Here is a 20,375-nt window from a genome sequence, read left to right on the forward strand (position 1 = left end):
AACATCAGCACGAATATGGAGGTTTTACCATAATGGAAATTTTAAAAATCGAACATCTGACTAAAATGTACGGAAAAGGTGAGACAGCAGTTAAGGCGCTAGATGATGTTTCTTTTTCAGTGAAAAAAGGCGAATTTGTCGCGATTATTGGTCCGTCCGGTTCGGGGAAATCAACGCTGCTCCATTTACTTGGCGGGGTCGACCGGCCAACAAGCGGAAAGGTCCTCGTGGATCATACAGACATCTATAATCTAAATGAAACGCAGCTGGCGATTTTTAGGCGCCGGCAAATTGGCTTAATTTATCAATTTTATAATCTGATTCCGGTCTTAACGGTGGAAGAGAACATTACCCTGCCATTATTGCTTGATGAACATAAAGTGGACAGAAAACAGTTTAATGATATTGTAAAAATTCTTAAACTGGAGAATCGTCTGCATCATCTGCCAAATCAGCTATCCGGCGGACAGCAGCAGCGGGTTTCTATCGGACGGGCGCTGATTAGTCATCCTGCGATTATGCTTGCTGATGAACCCACTGGTAACCTAGATAGCAAGAATAGCAGCGAAATTATTGATTTATTAAAAATGTTTAATAAAACGTATAAGCAAACACTGCTAGTGATTACCCATGATGAACGAATTGCCCTGCAGGCGGATAGAGTCATTGCGATTGAAGATGGCAGAATCGCAAAAGACGAGGTGATTCGTCCGTGAATATAGTTAATAAATTAACGGTGCGTCATTTGAAGCAAAATAAGCGGCGCTCGCTAGTAACCATCATTGGCGTTATTATCTCTGTCGCCATGGTGACAGCAGTAGCAACCCTCGGTGTTTCCTTTATGGATTTAATGCAAAGGCAGACGATTGCAAGCGAGGGTGAGTGGCATGTCCTTTACAAGGATGTCAACAATGAGCAGCTTAACGCAATAAAAAACGATAAGGAAACAAAAAAGGTGGTCCTTTCACGTGACCGCGGCTACGCTTTATTAGAAGGCGGACAAAATGAAAGCAAACCTTACTTGTTTGTCAAAGAATACAATGCTCAAGGCTTTAAACAGTTTCCGATTGAACTGAGCAGTGGGCGGCTGCCGAAAGCAAGCAATGAGGTTGTTCTTTCCGAGCACATTGCCACGAATGGCAAAGTAGAATACAAGATTGGCGATCACCTAACTCTTGAGGTTGGGCAGCGGATGATGCCAGATATTACGGATCATGTCTTTGAACAGCGGGACCCTGTACAGATATACGATGAGAAAACATCTGAGAGTTTGACAAATAAAACGACCGTAAGCTACACAGTTGTAGGCTTTATCAAACGTCCGACATGGGAACCGACGTGGGCGCCGGGGTATACGATTATCAGCTATGTAGATGAAAGTACCATCGGGGCAAATGATCCTGTTAATGCAACGGTTGTGTTAAAAAAGGTCAGGAGCTCCTTATATAATCATGCGAAGGAATTAGCCAAGCAAAACAATATCAAATCTCCGCAATTTAATAATGAATTATTACGCTATTACGGAGTGACCAATAATGACGGACTACATCGCACGCTTTTTTCTTTAATGGCCATCATTATGGCGGTCATTATTATTGGTTCTGTTTCATTAATCTATAATGCCTTTGCTATTTCTGTTTCTGAGCGTTCGCGTCATTTAGGAATGCTTGCAAGTGTTGGTGCAACAAAAAGGCAGAAGCGTAATTCGGTATTTTTTGAAGGAATTATCATTGGATGCATCAGTATCCCAATGGGAATTATTGCCGGTCTTCTTGGAATTGGGGTTACCTTTTGGTCGATTAATTCAGTCATTCAAGGAGCATTAGGGCTAGAGGAAGAGCTAAATGTAATTGTTACACCATTATCCATTCTCACTGCTTGTGGGGTATCAATCGTGACAATCTTTATCTCTACGTATCTACCCGCGATAAAGGCCTCGAAAATTTCTGCAATTGATGCGATTCGCCAAACAAATGAGGTGAAGCTGACGGGTAAAGCAGTGAAAACATCGAAGCTTGTTCGGAAGCTATTCGGTATTGAAGCAGAAATAGGCTTAAAGAATTTAAAGAGGAATAAGCGTAAATACCAAGCAACGGTTTTTTCCCTTGTAATTAGTATCGTTCTCTTTCTAACAGTTTCTTATTTTACAGACAACCTGAAAAAATCACTTGTACTATCGCAAGAAGGAATAAATTATGATATTTCAGTTCAATCAGGCGATAAGGTAACTGAAGAAAATCAGAAGTTGCTTAAAACATTTTCGTCTCTTGAAGATGTAACGGAATCAAGTGTGGTTAGAGAGTTAAACATGAACACTTCAATGGATGAAGCTTCTCTCCCCGACGAAATACAACAAACGGTGAAGCAGGACCGGAGTATACTTGAGAACGGAAAATATCCTATTTATGTTCAAATCTATGCATTAAATGAGAAGAACCTTAAAGCTTATACAAAAGAAATTCATGCTGATTATGAGCAGCTAATAAATACAGAAGAAATGAGAGGCATTGTCATTGATAGGATTTCATATCAGGATGAGGCAACAGGGAAATATGTTAAAACAAAGTCTATTCGTATGAGAACTGGCCAAAGTATCGATTTGAATTTTTATGATGAGGACGCCGAAAAAGAAACGTTAATAAATAAAGTGAAAATTACTGCTTTAACAGATAAAATTCCGATGGGTATTACACCAGCAAGAGTTGGAGGGGTAACCATTATTGTTTCAGAACAAGCGATGGATCAGCTGCTTACTGATAAGCTGCAAGAATATGTTCAGACATACCTCTACCTGAAGACAAAGGACCCAATGAAAACTCAACAGGATATTGAAGAAATAAAAGAGGGGAACCTATACATTCACAATGTTTATCAAAGTAGACAACAGGAAGAACAGATGATCATGCTTATGTCGGTATTTACGTATGGTTTTATTGCCTTAATTACAGCGATATCAATTGCCAATATTTTTAATACGATTTCAACCTCGATTTCGCTAAGAAAACGGGAATTTGCCATGCTGAAATCTGTTGGAATGACACCAAAAGGCTTTAACAAAATGATTAACTATGAAAGTATATTTTATGGCATCAAGGCGCTGCTCTATGGGCTTCCTATTAGCATTGCCGTTATGTATTTAATCCATAGGTCAATGATGAACAGCTTCACCTATAGCTTTACACTGCCATGGACCAGTATCATCTACGCGATTGCCGCTGTATTTATCATCGTTGGCTCCGCCATGCTCTACTCCAGCGGCAAAGTAAAAAAGGAAAACATCATTGATACCTTAAAACAAGAGAGTATATGAGAAAGGGTGTCAGGCACCATGTGAAAATTTCACATGGTGCCTTTATTTTTTTGATAGGAATATAAAGGGCCACGTGGTAAAATTATGTAAAATTTATTGGTTTTAGATTTGTTGACCTCATAAGAATTGGACCCGTTTTTTATGGTCTTTTGTTATTGATCTTTTTAATGTTTGGGAGGGGTTGTCATGTTTACGAAACTTATTTTAAATGATCCGGCAATGGCTGAGGGGAGTCTTTTTGCGGGTGATGAGGTTCAATATAATCTACTTTATCGTATTAGCGAAGGCAGCGATTCCCTTTGCCTCAAAACAGCGGAGGGCAGCATGATATTTGCCCACACACCAGGGCATAAGGGATGGTTATGGATTTCTCAAGAATTAGCAGCTGGCAAACAGGACGATATGTTTGAAAAACTAGCAATCGAACTGAAGAATGTTTCGCTTTCTGGTATTACTGGAGCCCCGGATACTGTAGAAAGGTTTGCGGAGATTTATTCAAAAAAGAAGGACATCCGTTTGGAAAAAGAGATGACGATGGAATCTTATTATTGTCCAAAAGTGCTTAAGCCCAGTAATGTTCGCGGGGAATTTAGAGAAGCTGCAGCAGAAGATGTGAAAACCGTTGCAGGCTATCTTTCTGGTTTCCTCAGAGATGCCTTCAATAGTTCGGTTGAGCCTGAATCACAGCTTTCGAAGGCAGAGACGATCATTGAAGCTGGCGGCCTGTATTTGTGGCAGGTAGATGGAAAACCAGTATCGATGGCAAATATTTCTCACCGCTCAGCAAAATACGGTCGCATCAACTCAGTGTTTACACCAATTGGGCTGCGGAAAAAAGGGTATGCAAGTGCGTTGACAGCAGAGCTGTGTACCATTTTAGAAAAAGAAAGGTTAATCCCAATGCTATACGCCGATATCAGCAACCCCGCATCCAATAAGGTTTATCAAAACATCGGCTTTGTAAAGAGCGGAATGATAACAGAAATCAAGTTTCTTGATAAATAGGCAGGATGAAAGTGCTCAGGGAAAATTAGGTTATTGTAATAAAAAAATGAAAGGTGGGATTTTAATGGAATTTCCAATCCAAAGAGGAATTTTTCAGTCTATCGAACATTTAATAAAGGCGATTGACCATATGATTAGAAAGCAAAACACCCTTTTAATCGGGGTCGATGGCTGCGGGGGGGCAGGAAAAAGTACATTGGCCAAATTTTTAAAAGAAAAATGTTCTAACGTTACGGTTGTGCATATGGACGATTTTTATTTTCCCTCAGATCAAATCATTCATAAACACCCTAAGGAGAAACCAATAGGTGCAGATGTTGACTGGAAAAGAGTATTGAAACAAGTGATTGAACCAATTCGTCAAGACCAGGAGGGGCACTATCAGCGTTACGATTGGGAATCAGACAGGTTAGCAGAATGGCATAAGGTTCCAATTGGAGGTATTGTCATTATTGAGGGTGTCTATTCAACGCGGCACGAATTATCAAATCTATATGATTTTACCATTTGGGTTGACTGCCCAAGGGAAACAAGGCTGTCACGCGGCATTGAAAGGGATGGGGAAGATGCGCGTAGAATATGGGAAGACAATTGGATGGTTTCCGAAGATATGTATATGAAAGAACACAAGCCGCATCAGCGTGCAGACCTGGTAGTAGGATGATGGACGTGATAAAGGAAAGTGGCCCTTCCCTTTATCACGCAATGAACTTGAGATTATCTTGACGTTTCCTTGAACGTTATGTTCATGACTTTCTCTGTTTTATTATTAAATTCTATATTTACAAAAACGCCAAATTCTCGACTGTTATCCTTTAACCAAAGCTTGAATTTTTCCGTGGAAGAATGTGGGCCGGTTATTCTTCCGATATGAAGATAATCAATAATTTTGGCATTTGGATACTTTTCGTGTGTTTTCTCCATGGCCAGCTTACCAAACTTCGCATATGGAGGAATCGGTTTCTGTTGGGCATTTGCTGTATGTAAAAATTCCATTGGAAATGCACACGCAGTGAAAAAAACAAGTGAAGTCAAAATTCTTAGCAGTAGTTTTTTCATTTTATGACCTTCTTTACTTTTATTATTAACATGGCATTTAACGGGTTAAATTATGAAATTGATTTTGAGATAGACGGCTGAGCAAATGGGGGGTGTAAAATTGGAGTCTAATGAGAACCGGGAGCCATTTCGGAAGCTGAAATGGAACGGGCAGGAAGCACCGTATATCGACCAAATCAAAGTCGAGTCATGTGAAGAAATGGTCCTTGGAAGATATGGCGGGAACCGACTGGCTGGTGCTTTTAAAAATGAAGATGGCGCTATGGTGATGAAGGGGGCGGACTGGGAGTTCGGCATGATTCTCGATGGACATAATAGTTCTGAAAGTGTCGAATTAGTGATTAAAACTATTGAAAATGAGTTTGACAAGCTTGCCATCATTTTAGAGGAACCAATAGATACTGCCCTTAAATCATGTGAGTCACATATCCTCTCCATTTTTCAATCTGAGGCCTTTCTGGCATCCTGCAAACAAATCCAAGGTGAAACCGCCTGCCTGCTATGTGTCAGAAAAGAAAATTACCTTTGGTGGCTGTCAATAGGTGATTGCGTCATTTATATCCTCCACGAAGAATTACATAAATTAGGACAATACGCCTTAAACCAACGTCAGTTTTATGAGTGGATTGGGCAGATCAATACCTTTTCATTACCTATCCCTTGTTATTCTTCCGGAATTCGCGAACTTAGAACCGGCCAAAATCGGATTGTTTTGCTAACAGATGGTGTGCTGGAGTGTGCTGGCCGATATTATGAGACCTCTTCCCGTCTTTTCGCGGATTGTTATGAAGGGCAGATTCGCTCAAAGGTGGAACATATTTTGCAGCAAGTTCATAAGAATTCTGGCCGTGATAGTGCGACCGTCATCTGCTGGGATTATCATAACCCTTTTCCCGCAGTCTATCCTAGCAATCAACCAATGAGGTGAATGTAATGTATCAAATTTTAGAAGATCAATTGGTAAGAAATGAGTATTCGACCATCCCCTATACGTGGATTCGCAGTGAACAACCGAATCACTCAATCTGTATCATGCTTCCAGGGCTAGGCTATTCCACTCAGCGGCCGCTGTTTCATTATGCGACGGGTATATGCATCAACCATAACATTGATGTTCTTCATATAAATTACCAACTTGCTAAAAATGATCAGTTCAAACTGCTTAGTGAACCCGAACAAGACCAATGGATGTATGAAGATGTAAAGGCGGTTGTCGAGGAAGTTCTAAAAGATACTGTGTATGATAAGTATTTTATTATGAGTAAATCGATTGGGACGATTCCGATGGCATTGGAATGGGCTCAAAAAAGTTTTATCCATGATGCGATAGGCATTTGGCTGACTCCACTATTGAAAGATGACCATGTGTATCAAGCACTTTTAACTACTGACCGGCCTGCCCTTTGTGTGATTGGCGATCAGGATCATCATTATATAGAAGACCGAATCACTTCGCTGAAAAATAATCCGCTAGTAGCCACGGTTGTGATTCCGGATGCAGATCATGGATTAGAAATTAAAGGTGATATCGTAGCATCGATTGAAGCCATAAAAGCTGTGATCGCACGCGTTCAGGCATTTATAATAGTGCCCGGAAAGGATAGATGACGGGTAAAAGAGTAAAGGGGGAGCATCATGTCAAAAGAAAAAGTAAAGGAATTAACTACTGTATCATCCCTGCTAACAGGAGGCGGTCTGCTTCTGATGTTTTTAAGCTTTTATTTTGGCACATCTATTTGCGAAATTTGGCTTGATGGTGAGCTTTCTGCAGGAAGGGAATTGACCCTGGATTATGATTTACTAGTTAACAACTTCGTCCGGAATTTTGTCATTATCGGCTCCATTCTGTTTGGTTCTGGTGTGTTGGTGGGAGTTCTTTCTTATCTGCATATCGTTCTATATGGAAATAAAGGGAATAATACACACATTTAACGAAAGCATGGATCCAAACGAAAAGCTATAATAAAAAACAACGTGATGGGAGTGAGCTGTTGTGAGTGTTAGAGAAATAAAAATCTCAGATACAGAAAACTTGGTGCACCTAATTCGGCAGGTTGAGGAAGAGTCAGATTACATGCTGATGGAAGCTGGAGAACGACAGATTACAGCAGAACAGCAAAGAACAAGAATTGAGACTATGAAAAATAGCGAAAATTCTACTGTATTCGTTGTAGAAAAAGATCATAAATTGATTGGATATCTTTTCGCGATTGGCGGCACTGCAAGAAGAACAAAGCATTCAGTCTATATTGTTATTGGAATTTTAAAGGATTATAGAGGACAAGGGATTGGAACAAAACTGTTTAAAAGATTAGAAGAGTGGGCAAGGGAAAAAAGTCTTCACCGATTAGAGTTAACGGTGGTAATCCGGAATGAACCCGGAGTGGCGTTGTATAAGAAAATGGGATTTGAGATAGAAGGAACAAAAAAAGATTCTCTTTTTATCAGTGGAGAATTTGTAGATGAATACTATATGGCGAAACTTTTATAGATAATTTTTATTGGAACCCGTTCGGCCAAAAAATTCCCTAGAAAAGTATCCATTCGAGGTTATTGGTTTCGGGTATAATATTGGTGCAACTTAACAATTATGGAGGTGTTTATTTCATGCAACGAATAGATATGTTTGGCCTTTTTGCTATAATACCAATTTTGATTTATTTAGTGATTCTAGGTTTTGGTATTTATTTCATTATAAGAACAATTAAATTTATGAATGATAAAACCAAAATGGATCAAGAAAGAAATGAGAAGCTGGATCTCCTAATTAAGGTTATTCGCGATAGAAAAGATCCTGTTGAATGATTCAACTATTCTTTAAGGCAAAGGGGAGAACAACCATGGAAATTAGATTACTAGACCGATCTGATGCTGAAAGTTACTGGAACTTACGCTTAGAAGTATTGAAGCAAAATCCAGAGGCATTTTTAACAAGCTATGAAGAATCTGTAAAAAGGGAAAATGCCGTTGAGCAGACCGCCCGTAATTTTGCCGCAGAAGGAAACTACACGTTCGGAGCGTTTGAGAATGCGGAACTGATCGGAGTGGTTACCTTACTTCAGGAAGACCGGGTGAAAATAAGGCATAGGGCCAACATTTTTGCGATGTATGTCACCCCAAAGAAACAAGGATTAGGTGTGGGGAAAGCCTTGCTGACAGCAGCGATCAACCAAGCTAAAGAAATCGAAACAATTGAAAAAATAAACTTAGGCGTCATTGCTAGTAATCAAAAAGCAAAACAGCTATATCAAAAATTAGGTTTTAAAACGTTCGGATTGGAGGAAAAGGCACTGGTTGTAGATGGTGTTTATTATGACGATGAGTATATGGTTTTGCATTTAGATAGGAAAGGAATACTTTATAATGAATGAATTTTAAAAGGACATCATCCAACATTTTGAATGATGCCCTTTTATTTTGGTTCCGCTTTAGCCATTTGGACCGTTTTAATCTTATAGATGAAATAATAGTATTTGTAAACAACAATTAATAACAACAAACCTTTCACGATATAACTGTCGAGTATGAAAAAAGGAATGGCAATCATGACGTCCGCAAATAACAGGATGGTCAGCTTCTGCTGCAAGGTCATTGCCCGTTCTTTTACAAAGTTCTCTAAATGACGTTTGTAAAGTGTCGTTCCTTTGAACCAGAGCTCAAACCGTTTCGATCCTTTTACAAAGCAGAAGGAAGCTAACAGTAATAGCGGAGTGGTGGGCAATAGGGGCAAAATAATTCCCAAGATGCCTAAACCGAGTGCTAAAAATCCAAAAGCTATAAATATAAACTTAACAAAAATATTTATGATAGCAGCTCCCTTTCAGGTCCATTTTACTCACAATGTTTCTTGTATTATATCATTATTAATGTAAGAAATTAATGGCGGGAAATCTACAAAACATTTTCATAGAGTAAGATATCACAGTGTTGTCACAATGTTTATGGTAAAATGGGAGCATGTACATAATGGAGGTCGGCACCAGTGATTACTTTCTACAAAGTTGTTGTATTCATTCATATTTTTTCAGCTATTTTGGGGATGGGGCCAGGGTTTATTTTAACAACAGTTGTAAAATCCGGGAAAACAATGACGGAATTAAGGCATTCATATAAGATTAGACATCAATTACATATTTTTGTGATGGTGGGAGGCATGCTGTTACTCGTTACTGGTTTAACCATGGGCTTTTTAAATCCAATCCTGTTCCGAATGGGGTGGTATGTAACAAGCCTTGTCCTCTTTTTGGCGGCGCTTGCTATTGGCCCGCTTGTTCTGTCACCAAGATCAAAGCCGGTAAAAGAACTATTAGCCACACATAAAGGCGAAGAGATTCCCGAAGAATATTGGCGTTTATCAAAAGTGTTATTTCGATTTGAGCACCTTGAAAATGTGATTTTTTTAATTATCATTGCCCTGATGATCTTAAAACCATTTTAACCATGAAAGGTATGGCTTGTAATTAGCCATACCTTAAATTATATATTCAAAAAAGTTATGTTAGGATAGGGGGGATAGGCGACTAGTTGATCCTATGCATTCCATTTTCTAATATATGCTATAATAAATGTAAAATAGGTGACTATAATGATGGGGGGCAAGGTAAAATGGATAACGAAATGATTAAGTCAACGGAAATATCAATTAGAGATAAAAAGATAGTTGAAAAAGGGAAGGTCCGTCGAGCGGCAATTTTTTCAAGAACCAAGGTAATCGAAGTAATAACCGCAGATGACGAAAACGTTTATCTTATTTACTATAAAAATTCCCTAATTTATGGTGCCAAGCTTGATAAAATAGAAGAAGGTACATTTATAAACAAAGCATTTCATGAAGGGATTGTTATTGAAACTTCACATCCCATCTTAACCGCATTAATCCCCCATGTATCCGTCTCGATACCAATTAAAAATAAACTTTTCTCTCAACTTCAACAACACTTTTCGTTACAGGAAGTAACTTATATAGCGACAACTTTAGATTCCTTTTTTGAAAAAGATCAGCTGATCGGGATGATTGATAAGATTTTCTTTCACCTGAGAAGAAGCGGGAAATTTATGAAATCGTTTCAGGTACTGCAACTTTTATCTGATTTTGTACCTTCATTAAAATCTGCAAAGGAACGAATGGCTTCACACGAATTCACTTCCTACCAAAATTTTTACCAGTCCTTAGACTACCCATCCATCAGTCAAAAGGATCCTCTATTTGTGGAATTACACTGTTTCAAAAATCGCTCTCATTCAAACGAACGCATGGTATTAGAAAATGTCTTACGTAAACAAGATGGTTTAACTGCGTTATTGCTGTGGCTGGAAAATGCGAATCGTCTTCAAAACCCTCAAACCATAGAACAGTATACGGATATTGCATTGGGATTTATCACGATAGAAGAATGGATGCTCATTTTAGGGCAGCTGAGAATCAATCCGTTCCGAGTGTTACCTGATTCAAAAGTGATTTTGTGGAATATGATTAATAAAGGAAATTATGAGCAAGCGGCCTCCTGCCTATTCAAGTTTGTTCACGACCTGCCGTCTTCCTATGATGCCGCCCTTGAAATCATTTGGGAAAATTGCGATGCCAAATTCGTCTTATCACACTTGGACGAATTCGCTCCTTTCTTGCAACACCTCTCCCACACGGAAAATACCAAGCAATTGGAGGATAAAATCTTCCAAATTGCCGTTAATATGCTTAACGAGCACGACCTCCCATCCGTTCACAATAAACTCTTAGCTATTGAAAAGCTATACCCACAATCAGGAGTGATGAGAAAAATTAATGAAATGATTAAATTAGTAGAAGATCCTGATCGCATGATGGAGTTAGGGGATTACTATGCTGAATTTAAACAATTCGATAAAGCCATCGACTGCTTCTTCTGGGAAATGGAACTGCAGCCACAAAACCCATCACCCGTCCAAAAAATCAGTAAAATGTATCAATACAAAGGATTATCCAAAGAAGCCGCCGACTACCAAAAAATCTATCAACAACTCAACAACAACCCAAAAACAGGTTAACAAGGTGGAAATAAGAAATAGGGTGTCAGGCACCATTTGTAATGTTTTCCCCGTGAAAATAACATTATCGATAATGGGAAATCCGGTATGGCGTATTTTCAGCCATACCTTTCTTTTTTGTTCATTTTTCCTTCATCTTATTTTAAATCCGAAAATAGGCAGGACAGCATGTCAGGGATTCTTTTTCGAAAAAATATATAGGCATGTTCTGCACCTTCAATCCATTGAAAGTGGAGATTTACTTTTTTATCGTTCAAAATTTCAACGACTTGATTTGTTAATCCAAGGAATACCTCATTCATTTCCTCATCTTGGCCAACCTCTTTTGTTCCGAAATCCATATAAAACTTCTCGATTGCAGATAAGTCGGAGTTGCGTATTAGATTCTCAATTTCCTCTTGGTTTCGATAAAAACCAGGCGAAATAGCAGCAATTCGTTTAAAAATTTGTGGATAGCGGCAGGCTGCATATGTAGAAATTTGACCGCCTAATGAGATCCCAGCCATTGAAGTGTGATCCGCCAACGTACGGTACTTTTTATCTATCAATGGTTTTAGTTCATTTACCACAAAATCTAGATATTCTCCACCTCTGCCCCCTGATGGGCTGGCATAGCCTAATATTTGTTTGCTGATTTCACCATGAACCCATGGGCAGTATTCGTTGACCCGCTCGTCACCCTCCGGATTTTGATCAATCGCGACAACAATAATTTCAAGGCTACTTTCATCCAAGTAGTCCTTCATCCCCAAAGATACCCCTTTAATTGCTCCCTCATCTTCAAAAACGTTTTGCCCGTCATGCATATAGAGGACTGGATATCGTTTCATTTCATTGTTGTAGGATTTCGGAAGATATACTCGAATCAATCTGTCTTGCTGGAAAGCTGACATGCTAACTGGAAATTTTTCTAACATGATTGTTCACCACTTTTCAATAATCTTATCTATTAATTTACCATATATTTCATTATTATTTCTATTCATAATTTAGTTGAAATAACTATAGTAGGCAAATCTTGAGCCACGCGCAAAAAGTCAATTTAGAATTGTATTTTAGTTATTCAGGGTACAAGTTCATTCCCGTTAAAAAAGTGAATATAGTCAAAAATACTACAATCCTTAAGTAAGAAAGCTATATAAAAACAAGAAAATTTCAATTAAAATAGTAGTTATATAGAAACATTTTTTCTTAAGGATTTGGGTTGGACTAATCGTTGATTAGTTGGGGAGATGATCAGCCGATGTTTAAACAATTTGAATCACTTGATGAACTGAAGAGAAGCGTATACTTGTGGGTCATTCCGTGTATTTTGATTGCCCTTATTTTAAATACACTCATGCAAAATGGCTATGCCGAATACAGACTCAATTTTGTTATGAATAACACACTCACTGTTTGGTTTTCCATTAGTTGGGTTCTACTATATAAGAATCGTTTTATGCGGTTTTGTGAGTATTCCAATTTGGCGTTGATCAGTGTATACCATGTCACCACTTTTTTTGATGCCGTCCATACATACCTGCTTCAAATTGGCGGGTCTTTAGGCGACTTTATTATTTGGATACCGATTTACTTTATGTTTATTTTCTTAACGCTGGGAACCAAGCGGGGATTATATTTTTCGATAGGTATTTCAGCCCTTACTTTGGCAGTTGGAATCATGCAATTGGAGCGGCTTTCCATAGAATCGATTGATTCCTTATTTCAATTTTATTTCGCCAGTTTTGTCTATATTGTTGTTCTTGTATATGCCCAGCATATGTTTAAGGCATATGCCACAGCGGAAATATTTAAAAAGCATGCTTATGTGGATGCTTTAACTGGGATTGCCAACCGTTACCGTATTGATGAATGGCTGGAAAATAAACTGAACGATTGCCAAGAAATAAACAGGTGTTTCTCCATCATCTTTTTTGACCTGGATTATTTTAAGAGGATTAATGATCGTTACGGGCATAAAATTGGCGATTCTGTTTTAAAAGAGTTAGCTGAACTGATCCAACTTAACTTGCCAAACGGTAACATGTTAGGCCGCTGGGGCGGTGAAGAATTTATTGTCATCACCGATGCATTAGGTAATGAAGCTGTAAACCTTGCTGAGTTTCTCAGGGAAAAGGTCGAAGCACATTGTTTTCATGGGGCAGGTGGTCTTACCGCGAGTTTCGGTGTAACAAATTCTAGAAAAGACGACACAATTGATTCACTTTTAAGCAGGGTAGACGAGGGACTTTACCGCTCTAAAAACTGTGGCAGAAATACGGTCAGCTCCATTTGTTAAGCCAGTGGGAATGTTTCAAAAGAACAGCAGTAAAAAATCGCAAGGCGCGTCCTTGCGATTTTTTACTACTGTTCTATTTTTCGCCCGCTAAGGGTAGTGTTATGACGACTTGAGTACCTTTACTAGGAATACTGTTCATCACAATAGTTCCCCTATAGGAGTCAATGATTCTTTTGCAGACTGTTAAACCTAAGCCGGAACCATCCTTTTTCAATGTATAGAAGGGGGTAAAGGACTGATTTATTTGGTCCTTGTTCATTCCGACGCCATTATCGGCCACTGTAATTTTACAGGAATCTGACTGTTTTTCAAGATTTATTGATAATTTTCCACCATGAGGCATTGCCTGCAAAGAATTTTTTGCTAAATTTAGAATGACTTGCTTTAATTGATCCTTGACACAAGAAACTGGCAGATTTTCAGGGTGATAATCGACCAGGAATTCTACATTCGTGTAATTAGCTTCCGAATGAATAATTGGCTCGATTTCCGCAAGAATGTCATTGGCATTATACGTGTTATGTTTATAAGCTGTAGGTTTTCCGAGAACAAGCATTTCACTAACAATCGCATTAATCCGGTCAATCTCTGTTTGAATGACTTCGAAATAAGCTTGAGCTTTCTTATCAAGATATTCCTCGCTGAGCAGCTTGATCAATCCTTTAATACCCGTTAGTGGATTCCTTATTTCATGAGCCGTACTGGCCGCAAGATTGCCGATTAGCTCCAATTTATGTATTTCCGTCTGTGCCTTCTCCTTTTTTACCTTTATTTTTAAAAGATAATATTGCACTGATAAATATAAGATACTTGTGATTGTTAACAGAATGATGAGATTAAGTGAAAAGTTTTGCCAAAATATATGATCATGGTCGTATGGAATGAAAACTGAAATCTTCCAAGGTACCATGGCTACCCGCATACTGGACTCTGCAGAATGTTCTCCTGGAACGGAGCCTGCTTTTATTAATATCTTATCAGTACCATCCTTGACAATAATCATTTCATCTTTTAAATAGCTTTTTATTTCAGCTTCTATTTCGTCAAACCGAAGACTGGCAACCAGAACCCCTTTAACCTCTCCTTGATGGACAACGGGAGTGGCAATCGAGATGATAAAACGTCCAGTGACACGTCCGATATGTGCATCCGAAACACTGGTTTTCCTTGTGCTTACGGCTTGTTGAAAATAGGATCGATCGCTGACATTTACTCTATTAGTTGTTGGATTTGTACTGAATAATAAATCCCCGTTGGTATCCGCCCAATAAAATCCTGAAAAACGAGGATCCTTTCCTGTTGTTTCTTGAAGGATATTTTTTACATCGTTTAGATTTTTATGTTGGCTTTGAATGAAGGTCGCAAGCATTTCCAATCTGCCGACGGTTTCACCTAGAAAATTCTCGGTGTTCATCGCATGGAAGTTAGCGTATTCTGAAGCTTGGCTTTTATACTGGACCTCTGCCATTCCTACTTGGTGTTGTGCTATCCCTGTACTAATCACTACGGAAGGGATTATGGCCATCAGTAGATAAATGAAAAATTTATTTCTTAAGCATTTGCGTAGAAAGCGAATGAGAGTCAAAAGGATCTACTCCTCCAATATGTATAGTACTATTCTACTGGTTTTTGTGCTAAAAAAACATAAGGTGCAGCCTTATGATTATGCCAGGTTGGATATTTTGAATAAACATTTCATGATTGACCATTCGCCTATTATTCTTTGAGCTTTAAGTTAGTTATATCAGATTTATTATTATCTGAAAATAGGAATCTTTATCATTTCTTGTTAAATGGACATGGAGTGGGGAATTTGCCATTACAAATTGAGTAGAAATTCATAATTTAGTAGTAAAGATATTTCATATTGGGAGGTGGTTGATATGCAAATAGGAGAAGAAAAAGCCCGTTTTCTTTGTGTGTTTTTCCAGGTTACCGATGGTGCGGGCCAGGGTGCAGCGGACCAGGAGCACCGATCAATGACGTAGATGCCTGCTGCCAAAGACATGACCGCTGTTTAAGCCGTGGTGTTTCACCTTGTCAGTGTGATGCCGAATTTATTGAGTGCCTCCGAACTAAAAAGAATAGATTTACAGATAAGGGAAGAAAAGCTGCACTTATGCACGACTTTATGAAAGTGAAAACATCCCTCACATGCGGCCGGCCTTATCGGCGTTAAATGGAAAAAGAAAGAGGGCACTCAACCTTCTTTCTTTTTCGCTCTGCGGAACATTTGGATTGAAAACTTGATCCATTTCAGTGAAGATAGAGCTATAGTTGATTTATGAAAGGGCGAACTTAATGTATTTCATCTACTGGTTTCTTAAATTTGGATGGCTTTTGCTCATCATATTCATTGGAAACATTTATTTGAGCAAATTGGGTTTATGGTCAATCGTCATTGGTATTGCCCTGTTTTTAGCAGGGAATTGGATGATTAATAAGAAAATGGACCCTTATTTAAAAGGGGAAAATCGGTAAATCTGCTATGCAGGTGAATACCAAAAAGTGATTGCCACTTGGAGATAGGAATCTCAAGTGGTATTTTTATTGGCAATTTATTGGAAATTATTTTGTTGACTTATACAGTTCAACTGTATAAAATGAAGCTATATAGTTGAACTGTATAAAATGGACTTTACGAATAGGAGAAATTTAGATGAAAAGGGAAAAGGATATTCCACTTACTGAAACAGTATATTACATTCTATTGTCATTGTTGGAACCGGCACATGGATATTTAATTTTGCAAAAGATTGAAGAGCTAAGCGAAGGCCAAGTGAGAATGGCTGCTGGTACCTTATACGGGGCAATAGAAAACCTACTAAAACTTAAATTTATTCAGCCAGTCGAAAGTGGGGATAGCCGGAGGAAGGTCTACCTCATTACAGATAAGGGAAAGAACATACTGCGGTTGGATGCAAAAAGAATGAAGCATATGATTCGTATAACCGATGATGCATTTAAAAACGAGAGGGGATTATGATGAGGAAATTAAAATACTTTTTAGATCTCGAGAAGGAAGAAAGATGGTTGAATCAGATGGCTGCTGAAGGGTATGAACTAGTTGGCAAGTCAATGGGGTATAAATTTCATAAAGCTAAGCCTGAAAATTCAAATATCAAAATAGATTATCGTATATTTAAGAAACAAGCGGATTTTGTTGATTACATTACATTATTTGAAGATTGCGGTTGGAAGCATGTTGCCGGGACAAAGGGTTCTGGAACACATTATTTTAAGAGGGCCAGTAATATGGCGGATGAGGATATTTTTTCGGATATCGATTCCAAGGCGGGCAGATATAAAAGACTTTCAGACATGTACATGTCATTAGCTGCTTGCTATCTGCCAATATTTGCTGCATTAGTGATGACGAATGCCATCGACACAGGGGCTTTCCTAAACCCGAAACAACTTTACTTGACACCGGGATTATGGGAAAAGGAGGGTTCAGCCTTTTGGGGGTCATTTTTGTTTGAAACGCCGTTTGCATTCTTTAGAGGGTTTGCCTGGACGGCATTTCCAATTCTGATTGTCCTTTGTTTCGTCTTTAGTTTCAAAGCACAACAGCAATACAAGAATATGAAAAAGCTATAAATGCAACCTATATCTTTAAAAGAGTATTACACTCACAATGATTGGGATTAATGGAGATTACGAAGGAATTAATAAAGAGCTAGCCCCTGCTAGCCCTTTTAATTTGGATAAAAATATCAATTATCGTTTTCCTCATTTTGAGAAACATTCGATGTGTCTGATCCTTGTGTCAATCGAGCTGCTTTTAAATCAAAATACGCTTTAAACACTTCATCGGCAATTTCTAAATTTGTATGTGTCTTATCCGTCGTAGACCAAGGAACAACGACAGAAATGGCAATTTCAGGATTGTCATATGGGGCATAACCAACAAATGTTACATTCCATAGCATGGGATGGCCGCCTAAAGGTCCATCATATAATGCCTGGGCTGTTCCTGTTTTTCCGGCAATCTTATATTGTTTATTTTTGATTGAGCCGTAACCTGTCCCTTGCGAATCATTGACGACAAGCCTTAAACCTTCTTGAACATGCTTTACCCAAGCCTCTTTCATATCAATTTTATTTAGTATCGTCGGATGTACTTCTTGCAATATAGGACCGAGTTCCTCCGAATTACTAGTCGGTCTACGAATTTCTTTTGCCAGATGCGGTTGAATCCGATATCCGCCGTTTGCGATGGTTGAAATATACTGAACAAGTTGCAAAGGCGTATAGGTATCATATTGTCCAATCGCATAGTCTAACACTTTACCGGCATCCGGTGGTATTTGTCCGGCACCATATCCTGTTTGTTCACCAGGGAGATCAATGCCCGTCCTGACCCCTAATCCAAACTGAGCAAAGTTTTTTCGCAATGTGTTTATCGCTGCCACTTTGTCAATACTTAACGGTCCATCTGGAATATAGGTTTGTTGTCCACCGATTTTCATCGCTGTTAAGAACATATATACATTCGATGATCTTTTTAAGGCATATAAATCATTAATGGAGCCGAAGCCAGTCATGTTCCATGATTTTTTAACTTGCGTACCCTTAAACCGCAATGGTTGGTCATAAAGTTGCTGCCATGGAACGATTGCTCCTGTTTGATATCCGGTTAATACTGTTGCTGCTTTTACGACAGAACCCATTGAGTAGGAAGTAGTCATGTTTCCTAAGGCAAAATCTCTTACTTCCGTTCTTTTCGTTTCATTATCTGTTACATATTGTTTTCCAGACATGGCGAGCATTTCCCCGGTTTTTGGATTCATAACCGATACTAACGCTCGATCCATGTATTTTTGGCCGGATTTTGCTTTACTTAGTTTATCTTGAACAATCCCGTCAACCTTTTGTTGAAAATCAATATCAACAGACAAAACAAGGTCATTCCCGCTGCTTCCTTCTTTAAATACTTCAGATTCCAATACGTTTCCTGATTTATCTGTTACATTTCTTATCGTTTCCTTTTGACCTTGTAAAACCTCTTCATACTGCTTTTCAATATAGCTTTTTCCAACACGATCATTTCGGCTATATCCCTTTGCTAGAAAGTAATCGAGACTATCTCTTGGCAAGCCTTCTTTTGCACTTGTAATCTTTCCTAAAACGGAGCTTAAAGGTCCATTCCCGTCCGCATCTTTTAATATAAATTCCCTATCCCAATCCGTCGTCGTATTCACTCCAGGCAAGGAATCGAGATTTTCACTTACTACTGCAAATTCTTCATCAGTAACATCCTTATTTTTGATAATTTGTGGTGATAAAGCTGACCCGCTGGACATTTCCCGAAAGATAGCTAATACCTCCAGCTCTTGTTTAGAAAAAGAATGTAACTCTTCATCTGTAATTCTTTCCCTCGTTAAATCATAGATTTCTTGATCGTACTCTTTCTGCTCCAATTCTTTTTTCCTTAGTTTGTCTTTATCCTTATTGGTGATTTTGGCAGTGGCTAATTTGGGATTTGTCAGGATCCAAAAGTCTTGACGATCTCTCTTTGTAATGGCTTTGAAATCATCTTCAGAGTCTTTACTAATGAGTGTGGCTAATTTTTTGGCGATCTTTAGCATTTCAGCTGTTGTAACCGAATTAGAACGTGTATAACTAATAGCTTTTAAAGGTTTATTTCCAATTATTAATTTTCCGTTCGTATCGTAAATTTTCCCCCGAGGAACAGATGTATTTATGGGGACAATTTCCTTTTGGTCTATCTCCCGCTGGAAATTTTCTCCGAAAACAATCTGTAACGTTCCCAGTCGAAGGATTAGTGTTGAAAATAATAGAAAGACAATAAAGAAAAGGATGTTTATTCTAAAAGGAACATTCTCTTTTTTCTTCTTTTTTATTTTATTCAATCTGAACATTCCTCTCCGTTGGTAGAAATTCCTGCTACTAATCTACTATAATGAAAATACTATATTTTGGAAAGTTAATTGTTTTGAAAAATCAAAAAGATTTTGTTATACAATTGTGAAATTATCTAAAAAAACCTTCGTAAATATTGACTGTTTTTTGCTTTAGAAAGTTTCGTGTGCCTCCAAAAATGTAGCGTAAATAAGTGTTTTATCAATTTGTATTATTGTCAGATCATTTAAAGTACAGGATTATATAAAAAAGGGGGAAAATGAAATGAAAATTAGACTTACCGATTTTAGTGAAGATTGGCATCGAATGTTTCAAGAAGAGGCTCAATTTCTGAAAACAATATTTGGTGATATGGTCATCAGATTTGAACATTTTGGCAGTACGTCAGTTCAAGGCATGAAGGCAAAACCTGTTATCGACATGATGTGTATTGTGAAAGACATCAATAAAGTGGATGAATTCAACCCCCGAATGGAATCTTTGGGCTATGATGTTGCTGGCGAATGGGGCATTGCAGGTAGAAGGTTATTTAGAAAGGGCGGGGAAAATAGAACACACCATATTCATTTTTACCAATTTAATAATCCTCAGATTGAACGACATGTAGTATTTCGGGATTATCTACGGGCTCATCCGGAAGAAGTTGCAAGATACAGCCATTTTAAAGAAGAATTGGCTAATCGTTTCGAAAACACAAGTGATTATAGTCCAGCAAAAAAATATTTTGTGAAGGAAATGGAACAATGTGCTCTCAATTGGTTTGCAGAAAGTAAGCAGCTTAAAAGTGATTGAATGAACAAATAATCCTGT

At 38.3% G+C, this 20,375-nt stretch carries 22 protein-coding genes; 17 read left to right on the forward strand and 5 right to left on the reverse strand.

Annotation, left to right across the window (positions count from 1 at the left end; translation table 11 throughout):
• Positions 1-32: 32 nt before the first annotated feature.
• From ACO1D1_RS04670 to ACO1D1_RS04685, 4 genes are all read left to right on the forward strand, one after another.
• The gene (locus ACO1D1_RS04670) at positions 33-716 is read left to right on the forward strand and encodes an ABC transporter ATP-binding protein (RefSeq protein ID WP_423335134.1); all 684 of its coding nucleotides are present in this window, start codon (positions 33-35) and stop codon (positions 714-716) included.
• Positions 713-3,310 (forward strand): ABC transporter permease, encoded by a 2,598-nt coding sequence (locus ACO1D1_RS04675; protein ID WP_423335135.1) that lies wholly within the window; start codon positions 713-715, stop codon positions 3,308-3,310. The genes ACO1D1_RS04670 and ACO1D1_RS04675 overlap by 4 nt, the downstream gene beginning before the upstream one ends.
• A 186-nt stretch (positions 3,311-3,496) precedes the next feature.
• The gene (locus tag ACO1D1_RS04680; RefSeq protein WP_223820899.1) at positions 3,497-4,315 is read left to right on the forward strand and encodes a GNAT family N-acetyltransferase; all 819 of its coding nucleotides are present in this window, start codon (positions 3,497-3,499) and stop codon (positions 4,313-4,315) included.
• 64 nt (positions 4,316-4,379) lie between these two features.
• Positions 4,380-4,979 (forward strand): uridine kinase family protein, encoded by a 600-nt coding sequence (locus tag ACO1D1_RS04685; RefSeq protein ID WP_149868841.1) that lies wholly within the window; start codon positions 4,380-4,382, stop codon positions 4,977-4,979.
• Positions 4,980-5,032: 53 nt separating this feature from the next.
• On the opposite strand, the gene ACO1D1_RS04690 is transcribed toward ACO1D1_RS04685, so the two are convergent.
• The gene (locus ACO1D1_RS04690; RefSeq protein ID WP_149868842.1) at positions 5,033-5,374 is read right to left on the reverse strand and encodes a DUF3889 domain-containing protein; all 342 of its coding nucleotides are present in this window, start codon (positions 5,372-5,374) and stop codon (positions 5,033-5,035) included.
• Positions 5,375-5,474: 100 nt separating this feature from the next.
• Here ACO1D1_RS04690 and ACO1D1_RS04695 point away from each other — a divergent pair, with 100 nt between their 5' ends.
• The 6 genes from ACO1D1_RS04695 to ACO1D1_RS04720 all read left to right on the forward strand — a co-directional run bounded on the left by ACO1D1_RS04695 (position 5,475) and on the right by ACO1D1_RS04720 (position 8,745).
• On the forward strand, positions 5,475-6,302 hold the full coding sequence (locus ACO1D1_RS04695; protein ID WP_411675475.1) for a protein phosphatase 2C domain-containing protein: 828 nt from the start codon (positions 5,475-5,477) through the stop codon (positions 6,300-6,302).
• 5 nt (positions 6,303-6,307) lie between these two features.
• Entirely contained in the window at positions 6,308-6,982 is a 675-nt protein-coding gene (locus ACO1D1_RS04700; RefSeq protein ID WP_423335136.1) for an alpha/beta family hydrolase, read from the forward strand.
• Between the two features lie 27 nt (positions 6,983-7,009).
• Positions 7,010-7,306 carry a hypothetical protein gene (locus ACO1D1_RS04705; RefSeq protein ID WP_423335137.1) on the forward strand — a complete coding sequence of 99 codons (297 nt, stop codon included), beginning with the start codon at positions 7,010-7,012 and terminating at the stop codon, positions 7,304-7,306.
• Between the two features lie 61 nt (positions 7,307-7,367).
• On the forward strand, positions 7,368-7,865 hold the full coding sequence (locus tag ACO1D1_RS04710; protein WP_423335138.1) for a GNAT family N-acetyltransferase: 498 nt from the start codon (positions 7,368-7,370) through the stop codon (positions 7,863-7,865).
• A 116-nt stretch (positions 7,866-7,981) separates the two neighbouring features.
• Positions 7,982-8,179 carry a hypothetical protein gene (locus ACO1D1_RS04715; protein ID WP_149868847.1) on the forward strand — a complete coding sequence of 66 codons (198 nt, stop codon included), beginning with the start codon at positions 7,982-7,984 and terminating at the stop codon, positions 8,177-8,179.
• Between the two features lie 35 nt (positions 8,180-8,214).
• Positions 8,215-8,745: a GNAT family N-acetyltransferase gene (locus tag ACO1D1_RS04720; protein WP_423335139.1), complete on the forward strand. Its 531-nt coding sequence runs from the start codon at positions 8,215-8,217 to the stop codon at positions 8,743-8,745.
• A gap of 41 nt (positions 8,746-8,786) precedes the next feature.
• On the opposite strand, the gene ACO1D1_RS04725 is transcribed toward ACO1D1_RS04720, so the two are convergent.
• Complete coding sequence (locus ACO1D1_RS04725) at positions 8,787-9,182, reverse strand: DUF454 family protein (protein ID WP_317845707.1); 396 nt, start codon at positions 9,180-9,182, stop codon at positions 8,787-8,789.
• A gap of 174 nt (positions 9,183-9,356) precedes the next feature.
• Between ACO1D1_RS04725 and ACO1D1_RS04730 the strand changes: the two genes are divergently transcribed.
• Both ACO1D1_RS04730 and ACO1D1_RS04735 read left to right on the forward strand, forming a co-directional pair.
• Complete coding sequence (locus tag ACO1D1_RS04730; protein WP_149868850.1) at positions 9,357-9,812, forward strand: DUF2269 family protein; 456 nt, start codon at positions 9,357-9,359, stop codon at positions 9,810-9,812.
• 167 nt (positions 9,813-9,979) lie between these two features.
• Entirely contained in the window at positions 9,980-11,398 is a 1,419-nt protein-coding gene (locus tag ACO1D1_RS04735; protein WP_423335140.1) for a tetratricopeptide repeat protein, read from the forward strand.
• Positions 11,399-11,535: 137 nt separating this feature from the next.
• Here ACO1D1_RS04735 and ACO1D1_RS04740 read toward each other — a convergent pair whose 3' ends face one another.
• On the reverse strand, positions 11,536-12,315 hold the full coding sequence (locus tag ACO1D1_RS04740) for an alpha/beta hydrolase (protein ID WP_423335141.1): 780 nt from the start codon (positions 12,313-12,315) through the stop codon (positions 11,536-11,538).
• A gap of 326 nt (positions 12,316-12,641) precedes the next feature.
• Here ACO1D1_RS04740 and ACO1D1_RS04745 point away from each other — a divergent pair, with 326 nt between their 5' ends.
• Positions 12,642-13,679, forward strand: coding sequence for a GGDEF domain-containing protein (locus ACO1D1_RS04745; protein WP_423335142.1), 1,038 nt, complete (start codon positions 12,642-12,644; stop codon positions 13,677-13,679).
• 73 nt (positions 13,680-13,752) lie between these two features.
• Here the strand turns inward: ACO1D1_RS04745 and ACO1D1_RS04750 are convergent, their stop codons facing one another.
• Positions 13,753-15,204, reverse strand: coding sequence for an ATP-binding protein (locus tag ACO1D1_RS04750; protein WP_423335143.1), 1,452 nt, complete (start codon positions 15,202-15,204; stop codon positions 13,753-13,755).
• 390 nt (positions 15,205-15,594) lie between these two features.
• Between ACO1D1_RS04750 and ACO1D1_RS04755 the strand changes: the two genes are divergently transcribed.
• The 3 genes from ACO1D1_RS04755 to ACO1D1_RS04765 all read left to right on the forward strand — a co-directional run bounded on the left by ACO1D1_RS04755 (position 15,595) and on the right by ACO1D1_RS04765 (position 17,279).
• The gene (locus tag ACO1D1_RS04755; protein WP_423335144.1) at positions 15,595-15,858 is read left to right on the forward strand and encodes a phospholipase; all 264 of its coding nucleotides are present in this window, start codon (positions 15,595-15,597) and stop codon (positions 15,856-15,858) included.
• A gap of 480 nt (positions 15,859-16,338) precedes the next feature.
• The gene (locus ACO1D1_RS04760; protein ID WP_423335145.1) at positions 16,339-16,665 is read left to right on the forward strand and encodes a PadR family transcriptional regulator; all 327 of its coding nucleotides are present in this window, start codon (positions 16,339-16,341) and stop codon (positions 16,663-16,665) included.
• Positions 16,662-17,279, forward strand: coding sequence for a DUF2812 domain-containing protein (locus ACO1D1_RS04765; protein ID WP_423335146.1), 618 nt, complete (start codon positions 16,662-16,664; stop codon positions 17,277-17,279). The genes ACO1D1_RS04760 and ACO1D1_RS04765 overlap by 4 nt, the downstream gene beginning before the upstream one ends.
• A 116-nt stretch (positions 17,280-17,395) precedes the next feature.
• Here the strand turns inward: ACO1D1_RS04765 and ACO1D1_RS04770 are convergent, their stop codons facing one another.
• Positions 17,396-19,555 carry a peptidoglycan D,D-transpeptidase FtsI family protein gene (locus tag ACO1D1_RS04770; RefSeq protein WP_423335202.1) on the reverse strand — a complete coding sequence of 720 codons (2,160 nt, stop codon included), beginning with the start codon at positions 19,553-19,555 and terminating at the stop codon, positions 17,396-17,398.
• A 274-nt stretch (positions 19,556-19,829) separates the two neighbouring features.
• On the opposite strand from ACO1D1_RS04770, the gene ACO1D1_RS04775 reads away from it, so the two are divergent.
• Positions 19,830-20,357: a GrpB family protein gene (locus tag ACO1D1_RS04775; protein WP_423335147.1), complete on the forward strand. Its 528-nt coding sequence runs from the start codon at positions 19,830-19,832 to the stop codon at positions 20,355-20,357.
• Positions 20,358-20,375: the final 18 nt, after the last annotated feature.

Source organism: Neobacillus sp. 19 (assembly GCF_049463095.1).
Taxonomy (GTDB): Bacteria; Bacillota; Bacilli; order Bacillales; family Cytobacillaceae; genus Neobacillus.